This is a genomic window from Vibrio pomeroyi (genome assembly GCF_024347595.1).
In the GTDB taxonomy this organism is placed as follows: Bacteria; Pseudomonadota; Gammaproteobacteria; order Enterobacterales; family Vibrionaceae; genus Vibrio; species Vibrio pomeroyi.
In genome coordinates this window covers 1-18,154 of record NZ_AP025506.1, presented here as the reverse complement: position 1 = coordinate 18,154, position 18,154 = coordinate 1, and the positions used below count along the sequence as shown (strand labels likewise).

Here is an 18,154-nt window from a genome sequence, read left to right as displayed (position 1 = left end):
CTCTAAAAGCTACACGCAAAAAACAAAAGGGCTGATCATTATCAGCCCTTTTTTCTATTTGCTATTCAATACAAAACCTAGCCCAAACCTACGTCCGCAATCCGCTTTTGAATCAACTCACCACACTCCTCTTTGACCACTCTTCTTAACCACTGTTGCGAAGCAGAAGAATCGCAGCGTGAGTGCCAGATCAGCGAGTAATCAAAGGGCATAAATTCAAATGGCAATGGTTTAACGACCAAGTCATATCGCTCTGCAACTAAGTAAGCCAAATCAGCCGGTACCGTAATCACGAGCGGCATTCTATCGACGATCGCCAATGCGGCTTCAAGGTGGTAAGCACGCAGTACCATTTTTCTAGGTTGTTGATTGGCTAAGGCGTTATCCAACAGAGCCTTAACACCATCACTGATCGCAATCATCGCATGAGGTAAAGACACATAATCCTCAAGGCTCAACGAACTGTCAGCCAAAGGGTGATTCTTAGATAGCAAGCACGACACGCCCACTGGCCCTAACACCTCTTGATGAAGTGGTGCGACGCTACCACTTGGGCGGCAAATTGCCATATCAACACGCTCGGTGCTGAGCTGCTTAAACAAATGCTCATGCTGCAGCGGTGCAAACTCCAAAGAGATGTTCGGCGCTTGCTCATAAATCTTCGGCAGTGCATAAGGTAAGATGGTTTGCATCGCATAGTCAGTGGTCGCAATCAAAAAGCGCTCACTGCAATAGTAAGGATCAAAGTCACTAGGGCTAAGTAACTGACGGAATGATTCTAAAGGCTGATCAATGCGCTGGCTGATCTCAAGTGCTTTTTTGGTAGGGATAAGGTGCTGACCTTGACGCGTAAACAAGGGATCGTTGAGTAACTCTCTTAAGCGCCCTAATACTCGACTGGTTGCCGACTGACTTAAATTAAGACGAATCGCAGCCTGGCTAACGCTGCCCTCTTCAATCAATACCTTTAAAGCGACCAATAAATTCAGGTCTCTACGATAGATGTCTTCTAATTCCACGCCACTTACCTAGCTGTATACAATGATCATTAGTCACTAAGTTGTTTATAGCATGCTTTAGATAAAAAAAATCCCGCAATTACGCGGGGAAGCCCAAGAAAATTTGGGGATAGTGTCGGAATGTTGTCGTATCGGAATTTGCTTGTTGTACTCGGGTTAGTGCTCTTGCTCTTCGGCTACACCTTGCCAACGGCGCATCTCAACCCAAATACCAATAATTGTTGCTACTATGCCAAAGATAGGCATCAGTGAGGTCTCTGTCGATGAGCGTAGTACTAACGCACAAAAAGAAATAAAACAGAGAACCGAATAAATTGTTAATCTATCTAATCCTGTCAACATCGCCACTCCTTAGCTAGTTGCCTTTGCTTCAAGTTGTTATCAACTTGTTAACTAAGTTATAGGAAATGATTCTGTTTGCCAAGCACTTATTGCATATTTTTTCTGCAGACGTATTATTCACTCGTTAGATAGATATAGAGATACAAACCATGACATTCAAACCTGAACTGGCAACCCATACTTTAGAAGCTGAAGGCCTGCGTTGCCCAGAACCAGTAATGATGGTCAGGAAGACAATTAGAAACATGCAGGATGGCGATGTATTACTGGTAAAAGCTGACGATCCTTCGACAACTCGAGATATCCCGAGCTTTTGTCGATTCATGGATCACCAGTTGGTAGGCCAAGCGATAGAAACTTTGCCGTACCAGTATTTGATCAGAAAGGGATTGGAGGCGTAAGCCCCACCTAGAATCAAGCATCAAAAAAGCCGCTCGTACCTTATGTTCTTTGCAGAACTCAGAGTACGAGCGGCTTTTTGTTTATTCGTTTCTTGATCTGTTTTGCAGATGCTCAAGCTGATGTTGAAGCGATCGAATGTCTTTTCGCATAGGAATAATATGCGACACCCGAATCCAAGCCTCGACGGCAAGCGCAGTCATGATCATCGCACCAGCCACCATTGGTAGCCACATGTCCGTCAACACCATGCCTAGTAATGTAAGAGCCAAACCAAAGGTAAATAGATAGCTTTGGCTTTGTGGAGTAATACCCATATAACGCGTCAACATAATCATGCCCTCGTGTTCTTAACTCACAAGATTAAAATATCATGACAAGTATGACAGTTATATGTCCGTTCGCTCGATAAACCCCACAATACTGTAAGAGTATGACCTACAACACATTACTCCACTGGTTGAGTATCATTAGCCTCAACATCACCGATTAATAGAACGCCGCAGCAATAGCCAAACCGACGAATAACAAGGCAGTGATCTTACGAATCAGGTCAAGCGGCATCTTATCTGCCGACAATTTACCGATGATCACCACAGGCACATTCGCCAACAACATACCGATGGTCGTACCTAGAATCACCCAGGTTAATGCATCTGCGTATTGAGCCCCTAGAATGGAGGTCGCTATCTGGGTTTTATCACCAATTTCAGCAATAAAGAAAGCGATAAAACTGGCGACAAATGGGCCTCGGTTCGAGATCTGTTCATCATCGTCTAACTTATCGGGAATCAGAATCCAGCCTGCCATCGCAATGAAGCTGACCACCAGCACCCACTTTAAAACTTCTGGAGACAGGTAATCTGCGATCACTACACCGAGCCATGCAGCGAGGGCATGATTGGCGATAGTGGCAAAGAAAATAGCAGCAATGATCGGTATCGGTTTTCGATATCGACTGGCTAACAAAAGGGACAGCAACTGGGTTTTATCTCCGATCTCGGCAAGGGCCACAGTTGTAATTGAAATAGCTAAAACGCTCACGACATGCTCATTTGGGATGGAGATTATTATATTTAACCAAAGACAAACCTCGCGCCCCATCCCGGTTCACGATGCTTGTCTAAGGTCTTGCTAAGCGCCACCAAGGTGGTGGTTGCCTCGAACGCCATGATGATTTTGCATCAATTATGTTGACGAACGAACTCATTCAATAGGATATGAATAAGTAAGCTACTCCCCAAAGACCGCGAGATTCTAATCACCCACGTAGTCAAACACAAGTGTCAAACTTATCAAAATATCCACTTGTGCCGAAAAACAAACATTAAAGGCAAAAAAATCCACTAAACGACATTTTAGACCACTAATTAAACAAGATTACCCCTACTCGCTTTACGAATATCTCGGTATACTCAGAGGTTATTTTTCTCATTCATTTAAAAGAATCGCGCGAACCTGACTATGCAAAAATACGATATCAAAACCTTCCAGGGAATGATCCTCGCGCTGCAGGATTACTGGGCTCAAAACGGTTGTACCATTGTTCAACCTCTAGATATGGAAGTAGGTGCAGGCACCTCTCACCCAATGACATGTCTACGAGCACTTGGCCCAGAGCCAATGTCTACAGCTTACGTACAACCTTCACGTCGTCCTACTGATGGCCGTTACGGTGAAAACCCTAACCGTCTGCAGCACTACTATCAATTCCAAGTAGCGCTAAAACCATCGCCAGACAATATCCAAGAGTTGTACCTAGGCTCACTAGAGGTTCTTGGTGTTGACCCACTTGTTCACGATATTCGCTTCGTTGAAGATAACTGGGAAAACCCAACACTAGGTGCATGGGGCCTTGGTTGGGAAGTATGGCTAAACGGTATGGAAGTAACTCAGTTTACTTACTTCCAACAGGTTGGCGGCCTTGAGTGTAAGCCAGTAACTGGCGAAATCACTTACGGTATCGAGCGTCTAGCAATGTACATCCAGGAAGTAGATTCTGTTTACGACCTAGTATGGAACGTAGCACCAGATGGTTCTAACGTGACTTACGGTGACATCTTCCACCAAAACGAAGTTGAGCAATCAACCTACAACTTCGAGCACGCAGACGTAGATTTCCTATTCACTTTCTTCGATCAGTGTGAAAAAGAGTGTAAAGAGCTACTTGAGCTTGAGAAGCCACTTCCGCTTCCAGCTTACGAGCGCATTCTAAAAGCAGGCCACGCATTCAACATCCTTGATGCGCGCAAAGCTATCTCTGTAACAGAGCGTCAACGTTACATCCTTCGTATCCGCAACCTGACTAAATCAGTTGCTGAGGCGTACTACGCGTCACGTGAAGCGCTTGGCTTCCCAATGTGTAAGAAGGACAAATAATCATGGCGAAGAATTTTCTAATTGAACTGGGTACGGAAGAGCTTCCACCAACAGCACTTCGTTCTCTAGCAGAAGCATTTGCTTCTAACTTTGAAGCAGGTCTTAAAACGGCTGAGCTTTCTCACGAAGGCATCAAGTGGTACGCAGCACCTCGTCGTCTAGCACTTAAAGTAACAGCACTGGCTGAAGGCCAAGCGGACAAAGTCGTTGAAAAACGTGGTCCTGCTGTTTCTGTAGCATTCGATGCAGAAGGCAACGCGACTAAAGCAGCACAAGGTTGGGCTCGTGGTAACGGTATTACTGTTGAGCAAGCTGACCGTCTGAAAACAGACAAAGGCGAGTGGCTTCTTTTCAAACAAGAAGTAGCTGGCAAACCGGTTCAAGAATTGGTGATGGACATCGCTGCGAAAGCACTAGCTGGCCTACCAATCCCTAAAGCAATGCGCTGGGGTAACTCAGACATTCAATTTATCCGTCCAGTAAAAACACTGACAGTACTACTAGGTGATGAGCTTGTTGAAGGCGAAATCCTAGGCGTAGCATCTGCTCGTACTATCCGTGGCCACCGTTTCATGGGCGAACAAGAGTTCACAATAGATTCTGCTGACCAATACCCTGCGATCCTAGAAGAGCGCGGTAAAGTAATGGCGGATTACGAAGCACGTAAAGCGATCATCCTTGCTGACTCTCAAAAAGCGGCAGCAGCGGTTGGCGGTAAAGCTGACCTAGAAGATGACCTTGTTGAAGAAGTAACGTCTCTGGTTGAATGGCCAGTAGTACTTACAGCGAAGTTTGAAGAAGAGTTCCTAAAAGTACCTTCTGAAGCTTTGGTTTACACCATGAAAGGTGACCAAAAATACTTCCCTGTTTACGATGAAAACAAGAAGCTACTTCCTAACTTTATCTTCGTATCAAACATCGAGTCTAAAGAGCCTCGTCACGTTATCGAAGGTAACGAGAAAGTGGTACGTCCACGTCTTGCTGATGCTGAGTTCTTCTTCAACACAGACCGTAAGCGTCCTCTGATCGACCGTCTTCCTGAACTAGACCAAGCTATCTTCCAGAAGCAGCTTGGTACTATCAAGGACAAAACAGACCGCATCACAGAACTTGCTGGCTACATCGCTGAGCAAATCGATGCTGACGTTGAGAAGTCTAAGCGCGCAGGCCTACTGGCTAAGTGTGACCTAATGACATCTATGGTATTCGAATTTACGGATACACAAGGTGTAATGGGCATGCACTACGCGACTCACGATGGTGAAGACGAGCAAGTTGCACTAGCACTTTACGAGCAGTACATGCCTCGTTTCGCTGGTGACGACCTACCAAGCACGGGTATCTCTTCAGCAGTTGCAATGGCAGACAAGCTAGACACTATCGTAGGTATCTTCGGTATTGGCCAAGCACCAAAAGGTTCTGACCCATTCGCTCTGCGTCGTGCATCACTAGGTGTACTACGTATCATCGTTGAAAACGGCTACAACCTAGACCTAACCGATCTGATCGGTAAAGCGAAAGAGCTACTAGGCGACAAGCTAACCAACGAAAACGTAGAAGCTGACGTTATCGACTTCATGCTAGGTCGTTTCCGCGCATGGTACCAAGATGCTGGTTTCAGCGTTGATATCATTCAAGCGGTACTAGCACGTCGTCCAACTAAGCCAGCTGACTTTGACCAACGTGTTAAAGCGGTTTCTCACTTCCGTGAACTGGAAGCAGCAGAAGCACTAGCAGCAGCGAACAAGCGTGTAGGTAACATCCTTGCGAAATTCGATGGCGAGCTACCAGCTGAAATCGACCTAACGCTTCTTCAAGAAGACGCAGAGAAAGCACTGGCTGAAAACGTTGAAGTAATGACGGAAGCACTAGAACCAGCATTCGCAACAGGCAACTACCAAGAAGCCCTAAGCAAGCTTGCTGATCTACGTGAACCGGTTGATGCATTCTTCGATAACGTAATGGTTATGGCTGATGACGAAGCGCTTAAGAAGAACCGTCTAACGCTACTGAATAACCTACGTAACCTGTTCCTACAGATTGCTGACATCTCTCTACTGCAAAAATAAGCACGAGTGAGACAGTTGCTCTAAGTCATACTCTGAGTAACCAAAGGTAAATACCCAAAGGGAAGCGAAAGCTTCCCTTTTTGTTTTTGTGAACCAAGCATTTGTTTGTAGAGGTGTTATTGATTATCTGAATGAATCAGCGCTCAGACTGTAGAGGGCATTGTTTGCTATAACTGACCTGTTTATTCAGGGGAAGGGAACAATGAAAAAAACAGTACTCGCGCTTTCAATACTCGCACTCAGCGCATGCAGCCAAACCAGTGATGACAGCTTATTGCTGACGATTGATAACAACACTGTCGTATTTGAATCGACAGGAAAAGGCACTGTTATCGCTGAACAGGAACTCGCTAAAGGTAGCTATACCTTCTCTATCAGCGATACTCAAGATACCTGTGGCACCAACTATGCGTTGGCTGAAGAAAACCGCATCAAATTCAATAAACCCCTTCGCCTAGACGACTGCGCCGAGAAGTCTGAATTAGATATCAAGGTCTTTCGCGCTAACACCTATCAGTTTACGCTCAACCCACAAACCAATGAGCTGACGGTTCAGATAAAGCCGAAGCAACAACAAGTACAAAGCTTTGCTTGTCCGATTCCTAGTGACGAACCAACCACCATCGACGTTGCTCAAACCTTTGATGATGGTACCTTGGTGAGAGATGCTCTTTCAGGCAAACAAGTCACAGTAACTAATGGCAGCGTCACCATGCAGCCAGCAGAAAATAGCCAAGGTGTCCTGTTGCTAGAAAAGGTGGAGCCCGAAACCAAAACTGAGTTTAGTTGGGATAACGCCACGGTTTACTTCGTGATGACCGACCGCTTCCATAACGGTAACCCTGACAACGACAACAGTTACGGGCGTAGCCAAGACGGACAAGAAGAAATCGGCACCTTCCACGGTGGTGACTTGGCCGGATTAACCGAGAAGCTCGATTACATTGAGTCACTCGGCGCTAACGCCATCTGGATAACATCTCCGTTAGAGCAAATCCACGGCTGGGTTGGCGGTGGTGACAGAGGTGATTTCAAACATTATGGCTACCATGGTTACTACCACCAAGATTGGACTAAGCTTGATGACAACATGGGTACCGAAGACGAGCTGAAAACCTTCATCGATACCGCACACAGCAAAGGTATTCGCGTGGTGTGGGATGTGGTAATGAACCACACTGGCTACGCTACCCTTGCCGACATGCAAGAGTTCGACTTTGGTAAGCTCAACCTCACCGATGAAGAAGCAACGAAAACACTTGGCGAAAACTGGACAGACTGGCAACCCGCTAAAGGTCAGAACTGGCACTACTTCAATAACTACATCTCATACAGCGATAAAGAAGCGTGGGAAAAATGGTGGGGCAAAGCTTGGCTACGCAGCGATATCGGCGCATATGATTCACCGGGTTACAACAACCTCACCATGTCTTTGGCGCACCTGCCCGATTTCAAAACAGAATCGACAGAAACCACCGGGCTACCGAACTTCTATCGCAATAAGTCCACCAGCGCGACCGATGAACTTAAAACGCCTCGTGAACATCTGATCACTTGGCTATCAGATTGGGTGCGCGAATACGGTGTGGATGGCTTTAGGGTTGATACCGCCAAGCACGTTGAACTGGACGCTTGGGCTGAATTGAAGGAGAGCACCAATCAAGCGCTTGCAGAATGGAAGCAAAACAACCCAGATAAAGCCTTGGATGACATGCCATTTTGGATGACAGGTGAAGTATGGGCCCACAGCGTGGTGAAATCAGATTACTTCGCTAACGGTTTTGATTCGATCATCAACTTTGAATTCCAGAGCGACGTCGCCCCTAAAGCGCTGAAGTGCCTATCCGATCTTGATGCTGATTACCTTCGCTACGCAGAGAAGATCAACAATGACAGCGAGTTCAACGTGTTGAGTTACCTATCGTCTCACGACACCTCGCTATTCTGGACACAGCACGGCAGTGACTTTGCTAAACAAACCAAAGCCGCGAATGCATTAATGCTTGCTCCGGGCGCGGTACAGATCTATTACGGTGATGAAATCGCCCGTGACTTTGGCCCAACAGGTTCCGATCCAATGCAAGGCACTCGCTCAGATATGCCATGGGATCAAATCTCCGGCGAACGTGCAGAGTTGCTAGAACACTGGCAAGCGCTTGGCCAATTCCGCCAACGCCACCCAGCCGTCGCGCAAGGTAAGCACATCATCCGCAACAACAAAGGCTATTACGCCTTCGAACGCCAATACCAAGACGACAAGGTGTTGGTTGTGTATACCGGTTCGAAGTAAACACGCATCGTTCTCAAACGAAATTAATCAAAGGGGAAGCTTCGGCTTCCCTTTTTTGATCACTAAAAGTGCGTTCAATAAGCAAGCTGTCACTCATTAGCCAAACTTTATAGAAGTTTTTTTCGTGTTAGAGCATTTGGCGCTATGCGTCGCAAAAACATTGCGGTATGTTCAAGGAATACACTGATGGCAGGCATAAGGTCTGCCTTACTGACACATAACAAGCAATCACAATGAATTAGGTAAAATAAGTAATGCAGTTCTCTAAGTTTGGTGAAAAGTTTAATCGATACTCTGGAATCACTCGTTTAATGGATGATTTGAATGATGGCCTGCGCACTCCAGGCGCTATCATGCTCGGTGGTGGCAACCCAGCCGCTATCCCAGCCATGCTCGATTACTTTAACCAAGCCAGTGCCGACATGCTCGCCAGTGGAGAACTCATCGCCGCCCTCGCCAACTACGACGGTCCGCAAGGTAAAGACAGCTTCATTAAGTCATTAGCTGCGATGCTAAAAGAGACCTATGGCTGGGACATCAGCGAGAAAAACATCAGCCTGACTAACGGCAGTCAAAGCGGCTTCTTTTACCTATTCAACCTATTAGCGGGTCAACAACCAGACGGTTCACACAAGAAAATCTTACTGCCGATCGCTCCTGAATACATTGGCTACGGTGATGCAGGGATTGATGATGACATCTTTATCTCTTACCACCCAGAGATCGAGCTACTAGAAAACCGTCAGTTCAAATACCACGTCGACTTTGAACAACTAAAGGTTGATGACTCAGTAGCCGCTATTTGTGCTTCTCGCCCAACCAACCCTACGGGTAACGTACTGACCGATGAGGAAGTGCGTAAGTTGGACAAACTCGCACGTGAGAACAACATCCCACTACTGATCGATAACGCTTACGGCCTACCATTTCCAAACATCATCTTTGAAGATGTAGAACCGTTCTGGAATGAAAATACGATTCTGTGCATGAGCCTGTCTAAGCTTGGTTTGCCAGGTGTACGCTGCGGTATCGTGATTGCGAGCGAAGAAGTAACACAAGCACTGACTAACATGAATGGCATTATCAGCTTAGCGCCAAGCAGTGTGGGCCCTGCTATTGCCAACCACATGATTGAGAGCGGTGATCTATTACGTTTAAGCAGCGAAGTGATTAAGCCTTTCTATAAAGAGAAGTCTTTGCGCGCTGTTGAACTGCTGCAAGACGCTATCGACGACCCACGTTTTCGTATCCACAAACCTGAAGGCGCTATCTTCTTATGGCTATGGTTTGATGAACTGCCTATCACGACAATGGAGCTGTATGACAGATTGAAAGCTCGCGGCGTATTGATTGTTCCTGGTGAATACTTCTTTATCGGCCAAGAAGATGAGTGGGATCATGCTCACCAGTGCTTGCGTATGAACTACGTACAAGACGATGAAGCGATGCAAAAAGGTATTGCAATCATTGCTGAAGAAGTGAAAAAGGCTTACTCAGAGCAGTAATCAGAGCTTTTAGCTTACCGTAGACCAAATACTAAAAGAGCACCTCATTAGGTGCTCTTTCACTTTTACTTCCCGATAATTTTTAGCTCTAAAGAGCTAACAATAGTTAACCTTCTAGTAGGCTATTACCATTAATAGCAATCTTACGTGGTTGCATCGCTTCTGGGATTTCGCGTTCTAGGTCGATGTGAAGAAGACCATTTTCCATGCTTGCGCCCACCACTTTTACGTAGTCTGCCAGTTGGAATTTACGTTCGAAATCACGCTCTGCGATACCTTGGTATACGAAGGTTTTCTCTGCTTCTGCTTTACGCTCACCTTTAACAATTAGCATGTTCTCTTTCTGAGTAAGATCTAATTGGTCATCAGCAAAACCAGCAACGGCCATAGTAATACGGTAGTTGTTCTCGTCTTTTTGCTCGATGTTGTATGGAGGGTAACCGCCAGAAGAGTTCTTCGATGTGTTCGCTTCCATCATGTTGAATAGACGATCGAAGCCGATTGCGTTGCGGTAAAGTGGAGTGAAATCTACAGTTCTCATAATGCTATCCTTTTAGTAAGCAATAGTCTTAGCCGTGAATTTTACTTAGATCGAACCTGTGTGTGACCCAGTAAACAGCTAAGAGATTCAATTCGCATTCCTCGGGTTTCACCTCTATTGGCGACAACACTGGGACATGACAATGAATCAATTTTTAAGTTGTGTGACGCGAAAGTTATCCTCTATTGAGCGATACTTCGTCAGCGGTAATGAAGGTTCTGTTTCTTCTCTTGTAGAGCAAGACAGTCATCCTCTTCATAAATAGATATATGGTGCCACAAAGTGCTTTTCAAGCGGCGATCTTCAATTTTTTGGTTAAGAAAAACCAAACGCAATATAAATATTACTTAATTTTAATTAACTATCATTGGTCATACCCTAATCGAGTTGAGTCCTTTTTTATCGTTTTTGGTGGTAATCCTAATGCCTTCTACACATATATCTTACGCACTTCACTCTTACGATGCCTTAGCACACCTCGATATCCACATCGATAAAGTGGCTCTGGTAACAGAAGGTGGCGGCCAACGTGGCATTTTTACAGCGGGCGTATTAGATGCCTTTCTTGAGCAAAGCTTTAATCCGTTTTCACTGATGATTGGTACATCAGCGGGCTCTCTAAATCTAGCATCCTATATATGTGGTCAACATCGACATGCGTATCGCGTCATCACAGAAGCAACAGTCAGCCCTAAGTTCTTCGATACTTATAAGTTTTTACTGAAAAAGAAAGGGCTAGACCTTGATTGGTTGCTTGAGCAAACCGAAACAAGCTTACCGCTCAACTGGCAGTTAGGTCATAACAATATGAAGAATTGTAAGGTACTTGCTTGTGCATCCCACGCAACTCACCATGAGCCAACCTATTTTGACTTAGACTCACACGCTTGGCAGGACGCACTCAAAGCCTCATGTGCCATTCCTTTTATCAGTTCAAAGACTATTCAAGCGAATGATGAAGAGTGGCTTGATGGCAGTATTGCCGCCCCAATACCCGCGCAAGAAGCCTATAACCGGGGTTATAAACATATAGTCGTGATTCGAACTGTACCCATTTCAACGTCTTTTGATCACCGCTGGATGTGCAAATACAGTAAGTTATTAGGGAAAACAAAAGCCAAAGCGATGATTGATCTGCTAATCAAGCACGAAGCGCATTACCGTGCGACTCAAGACTTTCTGAGTAACCCTCCTGAAGACGCAACCATTTATGAGATTCATCCAAACAAAGCGCTGTACTCAACATTGCTCGGAAGCTCTAAACATGCACTTGAACATGACTACGAGGTAGGACTTTTATCTGGAAAGTACTTCCTCGCCACGGCAGGCCGTCATATTGAACAGACATAAAAAAGCACCGCCAGTTGGCAGTGCTTTTATAATCTTAAGTTTCTTTATTACTAAAGAGATCTATACATCAAGGTTAGCTACTTTAAGTGCATTCTCTTCGATGAAGTTACGACGAGGTTCAACTTGGTCACCCATTAGCGTCGTGAACAGTTGGTCAGCGCCAACCGCATCTTCGATCGTTACTTGCATCATACGACGAGTTTCAGGATCCATTGTGGTTTCCCAAAGCTGATCTGGGTTCATCTCACCTAGACCTTTGTATCGTTGTAGGCTTAGACCACGACGAGACTCTTTAACCAACCAGTTCAGAGCTTCAACGAAGTTCGTTACCGCTTGAGTACGCTCACCACGTTTGATGTAAGCGCCTTCTTCGATAAGACCGTCTAGTGCTTCTGCTAGGCTTGCTAGCTTGCCGTATTCTTTCGAGTTGAATAGCTCAATGCTTAGCGCATGTTCGTGTGTCACACCGTGAGTACGAACCACAATCTTAGGTAGGCTTAGACCTAGCTCTTCATGTTTTTCAACTTCTAGAGAGTACTGGCTTGCACCAACCTCTTTCGCGTTTAGTTGCTCAACCAGCTGCTTACCCCAAGTTTCTACTGCTGACTCATCGTGACACTTCTCTGCAGTTAGACGAGGCATGTAGATCATTTCATGCATCAGTGCATGTGGGTAACGGCGGCTCATGCGCTCAACCAGTTTGATACCAGAGTTGTATTGCTGAACAAGCTTCTCTAGCGCTTCACCTGCCAATGCTGGTGCATCAGGGTTAACGTGTAGAGCAGCGTTGTCTAGTGCCAATGAAACTTGGTACTGGTTCATTGCATCTTCATCTTTGATGTACTGCTCTTGCTTACCTTTCTTCACTTTGTAAAGTGGTGGCTGAGCGATGTAGATGTAACCACGTTCGATTAGCTCTGGCATTTGACGGTAGAAGAAGGTCAACAGTAGCGTACGAATGTGCGAACCATCGACATCGGCATCGGTCATGATGATGATGTTGTGGTAACGCAGTTTGTCTGGGTTGTATTCGTCGCGGCCGATACCACAACCAAGTGCTGTGATTAGCGTTGCAACTTCTTGTGAAGAAAGCATCTTGTCGAAACGTGCTTTCTCTACGTTTAGGATCTTACCTTTAAGTGGAAGAATAGCTTGGTTCTTACGGTTACGCCCCTGCTTAGCTGATCCGCCAGCAGAGTCCCCTTCCACAATGTATAGTTCAGACAGAGCAGGATCTTTTTCCTGACAGTCAGCAAGCTTACCTGGTAGGCCAGCTAGGTCTAAAGCGCCTTTACGACGAGTCATTTCACGCGCTTTACGAGCTGCATCACGAGCACGTGCTGCATCGATAATCTTAGAACAAACAATCTTAGCTTCGCCCGGGTTCTCAATTAGGAACTCAGACAGTTTCTCACCCATCGCTTGCTCAACCGCAGACTTCACTTCAGAAGAAACCAGTTTGTCTTTAGTTTGGCTTGAGAACTTAGGATCTGGCACTTTCACTGAGATTACAGCGGTTAGACCTTCACGAGCATCATCACCTGAAGTCGCAGTCTTCGCTTTCTTAGAGAAGCCTTCCTTGTCCATGAAGCTGTTCAGAGTACGCGTAAGCGCAGCACGGAAACCAGCAAGGTGAGTACCACCATCACGTTGAGGAATGTTATTTGTGAAACAGTAGATGTTTTCTTGGTAACCATCATTCCACTGCATCGCTACTTCTACAGTGATGCCATCTTCACGTTCGTGGTCGAAGTGGAAGATTTTTTGGATGATCGGTGTCTTGTTGGTGTTTAGGTGATCAACGAACGCCTGAATACCGCCTTCAAACATGAAGTGATCCGATTTATCTTCTTCACGCTCATCAATTAGCTTGATAGATACGCCAGAGTTTAGGAACGACAGTTCACGTAGACGCTTAGCAAGAATATCGTAGTGGAAAAGTACATTTGAGAATGTATCTTCACTTGGCCAGAAACGAATCTCTGTACCGGTTTTATCTGTATCGCCGATAGCAGCAAGAGGAGCTTGCGGCTCACCATGGTGATACGTTTGAGTATGGATTTTACCACCGCGGTGGATAGTAAGAGTAACCTGCTTAGACAGTGCGTTTACTACTGAAACACCAACACCGTGCAAGCCACCTGATACCTTGTATGAGTTATCATCGAACTTACCACCAGCGTGAAGAACCGTCATGATTACTTCTGCAGCAGACACTTGCTCTTCTGGGTGTAGTTCAGTTGGAATACCACGGCCGTCATCGCGTACCGATACTGAATTGTCTTCATGGATAGTAACAATGATGTCATTACAGTGACCAGCAAGTGCTTCATCAATAGAGTTATCTACTACCTCGAAGACCATGTGGTGCAGACCGGTACCATCATCCGTGTCGCCAATGTACATTCCAGGACGCTTACGAACCGCATCCAGACCCTTCAGTACTTTAATACTCGATGAATCGTAATTATCTGACATAGTTACTCTCTGACTAATTATCCTTGCTCTATTTTGCCATGTTCCACATGAAACATCCTGCTATTTTCATCATGCATATCTGCAATCTGATCAGCGGTAATAGAGCTTACAAAAACTTGAGCCTCGGTCGCCTTTAAACACTCAGCAAGACGTGCGCGGCGTTGGCTATCTAATTCGGAAGCGAAGTCATCTATTAAATAGATACACTGCTTTCCTGTCATTTGAGTGAGGTGTTGCCCTTGTGCTACTCGCAATGCACACACCATCAACTTCAATTGACCTCGTGACAAGACATCTTCCACAGGAGTGCCGTTCACTTTTATCTTTAGATCCGCTTTGTTTGGTCCACTAAAGGTGTAACCAAGCTGCTGATCCCTTTCAAAATTCTTTTCTAATATCTCGGCGTATGGGGTGTCTTTATCCCAGCCGCGATAGTAGTTAATCTTTATCTCAAATTCAGGTAGGAAGGTCGCACAGATTTCTTCGGCGACTTCTTTAAGCTGATCAACGTAGGTGGCACGCCACTGACTGATGCTTTCAGCTAAACGGGCCAGTTCTTGATCCCAATAGCTCAGCTCTCGATAGTGGGTTGCCGTTTTCAATAATGCGTTTCGCTGTTTATTGAGGCGCTTTACCCTACCCCAAGCATCATAAAAACCCGACTCACTGTGGAAGACTCCCCAATCAATGAATGCTCGGCGATGCTTAGGTCCATCTGTCAGTAAATCAAACCCTTCCGGGTGAATCAACTGCAAAGGTAAGACTTGAGCTAACTGAGCCAACTTTTGCCCAGTTTGACCGCTTATTTTAACCTCTGTCGTGCCATCGCGCTGCTTATTAATGCCAATTGGCAGCTCAAATTGATCCGAGGTCATAAAACGGCCATGTACAAACAGCTCACTACACTCGTTTTGTATGATACGACCGGTTAGCGAACTCTTGAATGAGCGGCCGTGTCCGAGCAGATACACCGCTTCAAGGACACTGGTTTTGCCGCTTCCGTTAGCCCCTATAAGAAAGTTAAAGCCTGATGACGGTTGAATGTCACAGGCTTCAATATTTCTAAACTGCTTAACGATTAAGCGCGATAAAGGCATAACGTCTTCATATTAATCTTCAATCACGACTCGGTAGGTAAACGTTGTTGATCAGTAAACATGGTTGGTTCACAAACAACGCTTATAAGCGAATTGGCATAACAACGTACATTGCGCTGTCATCCTGTGCATTTTCAATCAAAGCACTCGCATTCGCGTCTGACATTGAGATACGAACTTGTTCGCAACGCAGTGTGTTCAGAACATCCAATACGTAGCTTACGTTGAAGCCAATCTCTAGCGCATCACCGTCAAAGGTAACGTCTAGCATCTCTTCCGCTTCTTCTTGCTCTGGGTTGTTCGCGGTAATACGCATCTCGCTATCTGCAAGGTTAACGCGAACACCACGGAATTTTTCATTCGAAAGAATTGCAGCTCGAGAGAACGCAGAGCGTAATTCGTCACAACCCGCTTCTAGCGTTTTAGTGGTATTTTGCGGCATTACGCGTCGATAATCAGGGAAACGACCATCAACTAGCTTAGAAGTGAAGACATAGTTGTTCACTTCAGCACGTACGTTTGAGTTACCAATTTGCAGCGTTACTGGCTGTTCTGGGGCATCCAATAGCTTCACTAGCTCTTGAACACCCTTACGAGGAACAATGATCTGCTTTTGAGCAAAATCTGCACCTAGCTGTGCTTGAGATACCGCCATACGGTGGCCATCGGTCGCCACGCTGCGCAGGATAGAGCCTTCAATCTCAAATAACATACCGTTGAGGTAATAACGAACGTCTTGGTTCGCCATTGAGAATTGAGTTTTCTCGATAAGACCGCGTAGTTCAGCTTGTGTCACTGACACTTCAACTTCACTGCTCCAGTCTTCAATATTTGGGAAATCTGCCGCTGGCAAGGTTGCCAATGAGAAACGGCTACGACCAGAGCGAACTTGAACGCGGTCGCCGTCCAATACCACAGTGATCACTGAGCTATCAGGTAAACCACGACAGATATCTAGGAATTTACGAGAAGGCACCGTGATGCTGCCCGCTTCGAAATCACCTTCAAGCGTTACACGGCTGATCAGTTCAACTTCTAGATCTGTTGCTGTCATCGACAACACGTTATCTTCTACTTTAATCAGTAGGTTCCCTAGAATTGGAAGCGTTGGCCTGCCACCTAGCGCGCCAGACACTTGTTGTAATGGCTTAATCAGATGACTACGTTCAATGGTAAATTTCATATCTTGCTCTTACGGTCTAAATGGCACGCATCATAGTGCGTGGCCAAGATTCTGCTTATTAAGGTTAAGAATACTGTGTATTAAGAAGAAAGGGTACGAATCAAGTTCGAATAATCTTCTTTAATGTCGTGGCTCTCTTCACGTAGCTGCGCAATCTTACGACAAGCGTGCAGTACGGTCGTATGGTCACGACCACCGAATGCATCACCAATCTCAGGCAAGCTGTGGTTAGTCAGCTCTTTCGCCAGTGCCATCGCCAATTGACGTGGACGAGCAACAGAACGAGAACGACGTTTAGACAGCAGATCGGCTACTTTGATTTTGTAGTACTCAGCCACTGTCTTTTGAATGTTATCAATGGTGACCAGCTTCTCTTGTAGTGCAAGAAGGTCACGCAGTGCCTCACGTACGAAATCGATCGTGATCGGGCGACCTGTGAAGTTTGCATTCGCAATCACACGGTTCAATGCGCCTTCAAGCTCACGAACGTTAGAGCGTAGTCGCTTAGCAATAAAGAACGCCACTTCATCCGCAAGGTGAATTTGGTGGTCTTCTGCTTTCTTCATTAAGATCGCAACACGCGTCTCAAGCTCTGGTGGCTCAATCGCTACCGTCAAACCCCAACCGAAGCGAGATTTAAGACGATCTTCTACGCCGTTGATCTCTTTTGGATAACGGTCAGAAGTTAGGATGATCTGTTGGTTGCCTTCAAGCAGCGCATTAAAGGTATGGAAGAACTCTTCTTGCGAACGCTCTTTATTAGCAAAGAATTGGATGTCATCGATAAGCAATGCATCAACACTACGGTAGTAGCGTTTGAATTCTTCGATCGCGTTATTTTGCAGTGCCTTTACCATATCCTGAACAAAACGCTCAGAGTGCATGTACACCACTTTCGCATTTGGTTTGCCATCAACAATGGCGTTGCCTACGGCGTGCAACAAGTGAGTTTTGCCTAGACCGGTGCCACCGTATAGAAATAGAGGGTTGTACGCCGCGCCTGGGTTATCCGCCACCTGACGTGCCGCAGCCAAACCCAGTTGGTTCGACTTACCCTCAACAAAGTTATTGAACTTATGCTTAGGGTTCACGTTTGAACGGTGGTTAATGTCCACGGCTACAGGCTCTTCATCACGCCACGTGTTGTGAACAGGCTTACGAGCTTGTAATTGTGCAGGAGCAGATGACTCAGCGGCCACATCGGCTGCCGTACGTGTACGAGTCGGTGCTGGTGTCGCTGGCTTTGGTGCAACCACGCGCTTGCTTCCCACTTCAAAATGCAGATGCGGGATATCATTGCCGCAATATTCTTGCAGCAAGCGGTTGATGCTATTTAAGTACTTATCACGAACCCAATCGAGTACGAATCGGTTCGGAGCAAATAGAGTTAGAGTATTGTCATTGAGCTCCGCTTGTAACGGACGAACCCACATACTGAATTCTGTAGCTGGTAACTCTTCTTGAAGCTGTTGCAAACACTGCAACCAAAGCGAAGATGACAC

15 protein-coding genes and 1 riboswitch are annotated in these 18,154 nt (G+C 45.9%); of the genes, 6 read left to right on the top strand and 9 right to left on the bottom strand.

Annotated elements, in window-relative coordinates; genetic code table 11:
* Positions 1–77: 77 nt before the first annotated feature.
* Positions 78–1,019: a LysR family transcriptional regulator gene (locus OCV12_RS00075; protein ID WP_176680662.1), complete on the bottom strand. Its 942-nt coding sequence runs from the start codon at positions 1,017–1,019 to the stop codon at positions 78–80.
* 156 nt (positions 1,020–1,175) lie between these two features.
* Positions 1,176–1,361: a hypothetical protein gene (locus tag OCV12_RS00070; RefSeq protein WP_004739241.1), complete on the bottom strand. Its 186-nt coding sequence runs from the start codon at positions 1,359–1,361 to the stop codon at positions 1,176–1,178.
* A gap of 149 nt (positions 1,362–1,510) precedes the next feature.
* Between OCV12_RS00070 and tusA the strand changes: the two genes are divergently transcribed.
* Positions 1,511–1,762 (top strand): sulfurtransferase TusA, encoded by a 252-nt coding sequence (gene tusA, locus OCV12_RS00065; RefSeq protein ID WP_261885061.1) that lies wholly within the window; start codon positions 1,511–1,513, stop codon positions 1,760–1,762.
* Positions 1,763–1,843: 81 nt separating this feature from the next.
* Here tusA and OCV12_RS00060 read toward each other — a convergent pair whose 3' ends face one another.
* Both OCV12_RS00060 and OCV12_RS00055 read right to left on the bottom strand, forming a co-directional pair.
* Positions 1,844–2,098, bottom strand: coding sequence for a hypothetical protein (locus OCV12_RS00060; RefSeq protein ID WP_017632671.1), 255 nt, complete (start codon positions 2,096–2,098; stop codon positions 1,844–1,846).
* 151 nt (positions 2,099–2,249) lie between these two features.
* The gene (locus OCV12_RS00055; protein WP_176680661.1) at positions 2,250–2,804 is read right to left on the bottom strand and encodes a TMEM165/GDT1 family protein; all 555 of its coding nucleotides are present in this window, start codon (positions 2,802–2,804) and stop codon (positions 2,250–2,252) included.
* Between the two features lie 34 nt (positions 2,805–2,838).
* Positions 2,839–3,014: riboswitch (yybP-ykoY riboswitch) on the bottom strand.
* A gap of 210 nt (positions 3,015–3,224) precedes the next feature.
* Between OCV12_RS00055 and glyQ the strand changes: the two genes are divergently transcribed.
* The 4 genes from glyQ to OCV12_RS00035 all read left to right on the top strand — a co-directional run bounded on the left by glyQ (position 3,225) and on the right by OCV12_RS00035 (position 10,003).
* The gene (glyQ, locus tag OCV12_RS00050; RefSeq protein WP_017632669.1) at positions 3,225–4,139 is read left to right on the top strand and encodes a glycine--tRNA ligase subunit alpha; all 915 of its coding nucleotides are present in this window, start codon (positions 3,225–3,227) and stop codon (positions 4,137–4,139) included.
* 2 nt (positions 4,140–4,141) lie between these two features.
* Positions 4,142–6,208, top strand: a complete 2,067-nt coding sequence (gene glyS / locus OCV12_RS00045; RefSeq protein WP_086712378.1) for a glycine--tRNA ligase subunit beta — start codon at positions 4,142–4,144, stop codon at positions 6,206–6,208.
* A 202-nt stretch (positions 6,209–6,410) separates the two neighbouring features.
* Positions 6,411–8,498 (top strand): alpha-amylase, encoded by a 2,088-nt coding sequence (locus OCV12_RS00040; protein WP_261885060.1) that lies wholly within the window; start codon positions 6,411–6,413, stop codon positions 8,496–8,498.
* Between the two features lie 254 nt (positions 8,499–8,752).
* Positions 8,753–10,003: a valine--pyruvate transaminase gene (locus tag OCV12_RS00035; protein WP_261885059.1), complete on the top strand. Its 1,251-nt coding sequence runs from the start codon at positions 8,753–8,755 to the stop codon at positions 10,001–10,003.
* Positions 10,004–10,109: 106 nt separating this feature from the next.
* Here the strand turns inward: OCV12_RS00035 and OCV12_RS00030 are convergent, their stop codons facing one another.
* Positions 10,110–10,544, bottom strand: coding sequence for an Hsp20 family protein (locus OCV12_RS00030; RefSeq protein WP_009848140.1), 435 nt, complete (start codon positions 10,542–10,544; stop codon positions 10,110–10,112).
* Between the two features lie 423 nt (positions 10,545–10,967).
* Between OCV12_RS00030 and OCV12_RS00025 the strand changes: the two genes are divergently transcribed.
* On the top strand, positions 10,968–11,894 hold the full coding sequence (locus tag OCV12_RS00025) for a patatin-like phospholipase family protein (protein WP_261885058.1): 927 nt from the start codon (positions 10,968–10,970) through the stop codon (positions 11,892–11,894).
* 60 nt (positions 11,895–11,954) lie between these two features.
* On the opposite strand, the gene gyrB is transcribed toward OCV12_RS00025, so the two are convergent.
* The 4 genes from gyrB to dnaA form a co-directional block, all read right to left on the bottom strand.
* Complete coding sequence (gyrB, locus tag OCV12_RS00020) at positions 11,955–14,372, bottom strand: DNA topoisomerase (ATP-hydrolyzing) subunit B (protein ID WP_261885057.1); 2,418 nt, start codon at positions 14,370–14,372, stop codon at positions 11,955–11,957.
* A 17-nt stretch (positions 14,373–14,389) separates the two neighbouring features.
* The gene (gene recF / locus OCV12_RS00015) at positions 14,390–15,469 is read right to left on the bottom strand and encodes a DNA replication/repair protein RecF (RefSeq protein ID WP_017632663.1); all 1,080 of its coding nucleotides are present in this window, start codon (positions 15,467–15,469) and stop codon (positions 14,390–14,392) included.
* A gap of 82 nt (positions 15,470–15,551) precedes the next feature.
* The gene (dnaN, locus tag OCV12_RS00010; protein WP_017632662.1) at positions 15,552–16,652 is read right to left on the bottom strand and encodes a DNA polymerase III subunit beta; all 1,101 of its coding nucleotides are present in this window, start codon (positions 16,650–16,652) and stop codon (positions 15,552–15,554) included.
* A gap of 80 nt (positions 16,653–16,732) precedes the next feature.
* Positions 16,733–18,154, bottom strand: a complete 1,422-nt coding sequence (dnaA, locus tag OCV12_RS00005) for a chromosomal replication initiator protein DnaA (protein WP_017632661.1) — start codon at positions 18,152–18,154, stop codon at positions 16,733–16,735.

Bases quoted from the DNA above. Each gene is read 5' to 3' on its own strand.
- OCV12_RS00070 (WP_004739241.1), bottom strand. From the start codon at position 1,361: ATGTTGACAGGATTAGATAGATTAACAATTTATTCGGTTCTCTGTTTT.
- tusA (WP_261885061.1), top strand. From the start codon at position 1,511: ATGACATTCAAACCTGAACTGGCAACCCATACTTTAGAAGCTGAAGGC.
- OCV12_RS00060 (WP_017632671.1), bottom strand. From the start codon at position 2,098: ATGATTATGTTGACGCGTTATATGGGTATTACTCCACAAAGCCAAAGC.
- glyQ (WP_017632669.1), top strand. From the start codon at position 3,225: ATGCAAAAATACGATATCAAAACCTTCCAGGGAATGATCCTCGCGCTG.
- glyS (WP_086712378.1), top strand. From the start codon at position 4,142: ATGGCGAAGAATTTTCTAATTGAACTGGGTACGGAAGAGCTTCCACCA.
- OCV12_RS00040 (WP_261885060.1), top strand. From the start codon at position 6,411: ATGAAAAAAACAGTACTCGCGCTTTCAATACTCGCACTCAGCGCATGC.
- OCV12_RS00035 (WP_261885059.1), top strand. From the start codon at position 8,753: ATGCAGTTCTCTAAGTTTGGTGAAAAGTTTAATCGATACTCTGGAATC.
- OCV12_RS00030 (WP_009848140.1), bottom strand. From the start codon at position 10,544: ATGAGAACTGTAGATTTCACTCCACTTTACCGCAACGCAATCGGCTTC.
- OCV12_RS00025 (WP_261885058.1), top strand. From the start codon at position 10,968: ATGCCTTCTACACATATATCTTACGCACTTCACTCTTACGATGCCTTA.
- gyrB (WP_261885057.1), bottom strand. From the start codon at position 14,372: ATGTCAGATAATTACGATTCATCGAGTATTAAAGTACTGAAGGGTCTG.
- recF (WP_017632663.1), bottom strand. From the start codon at position 15,469: ATGCCTTTATCGCGCTTAATCGTTAAGCAGTTTAGAAATATTGAAGCC.
- dnaN (WP_017632662.1), bottom strand. From the start codon at position 16,652: ATGAAATTTACCATTGAACGTAGTCATCTGATTAAGCCATTACAACAA.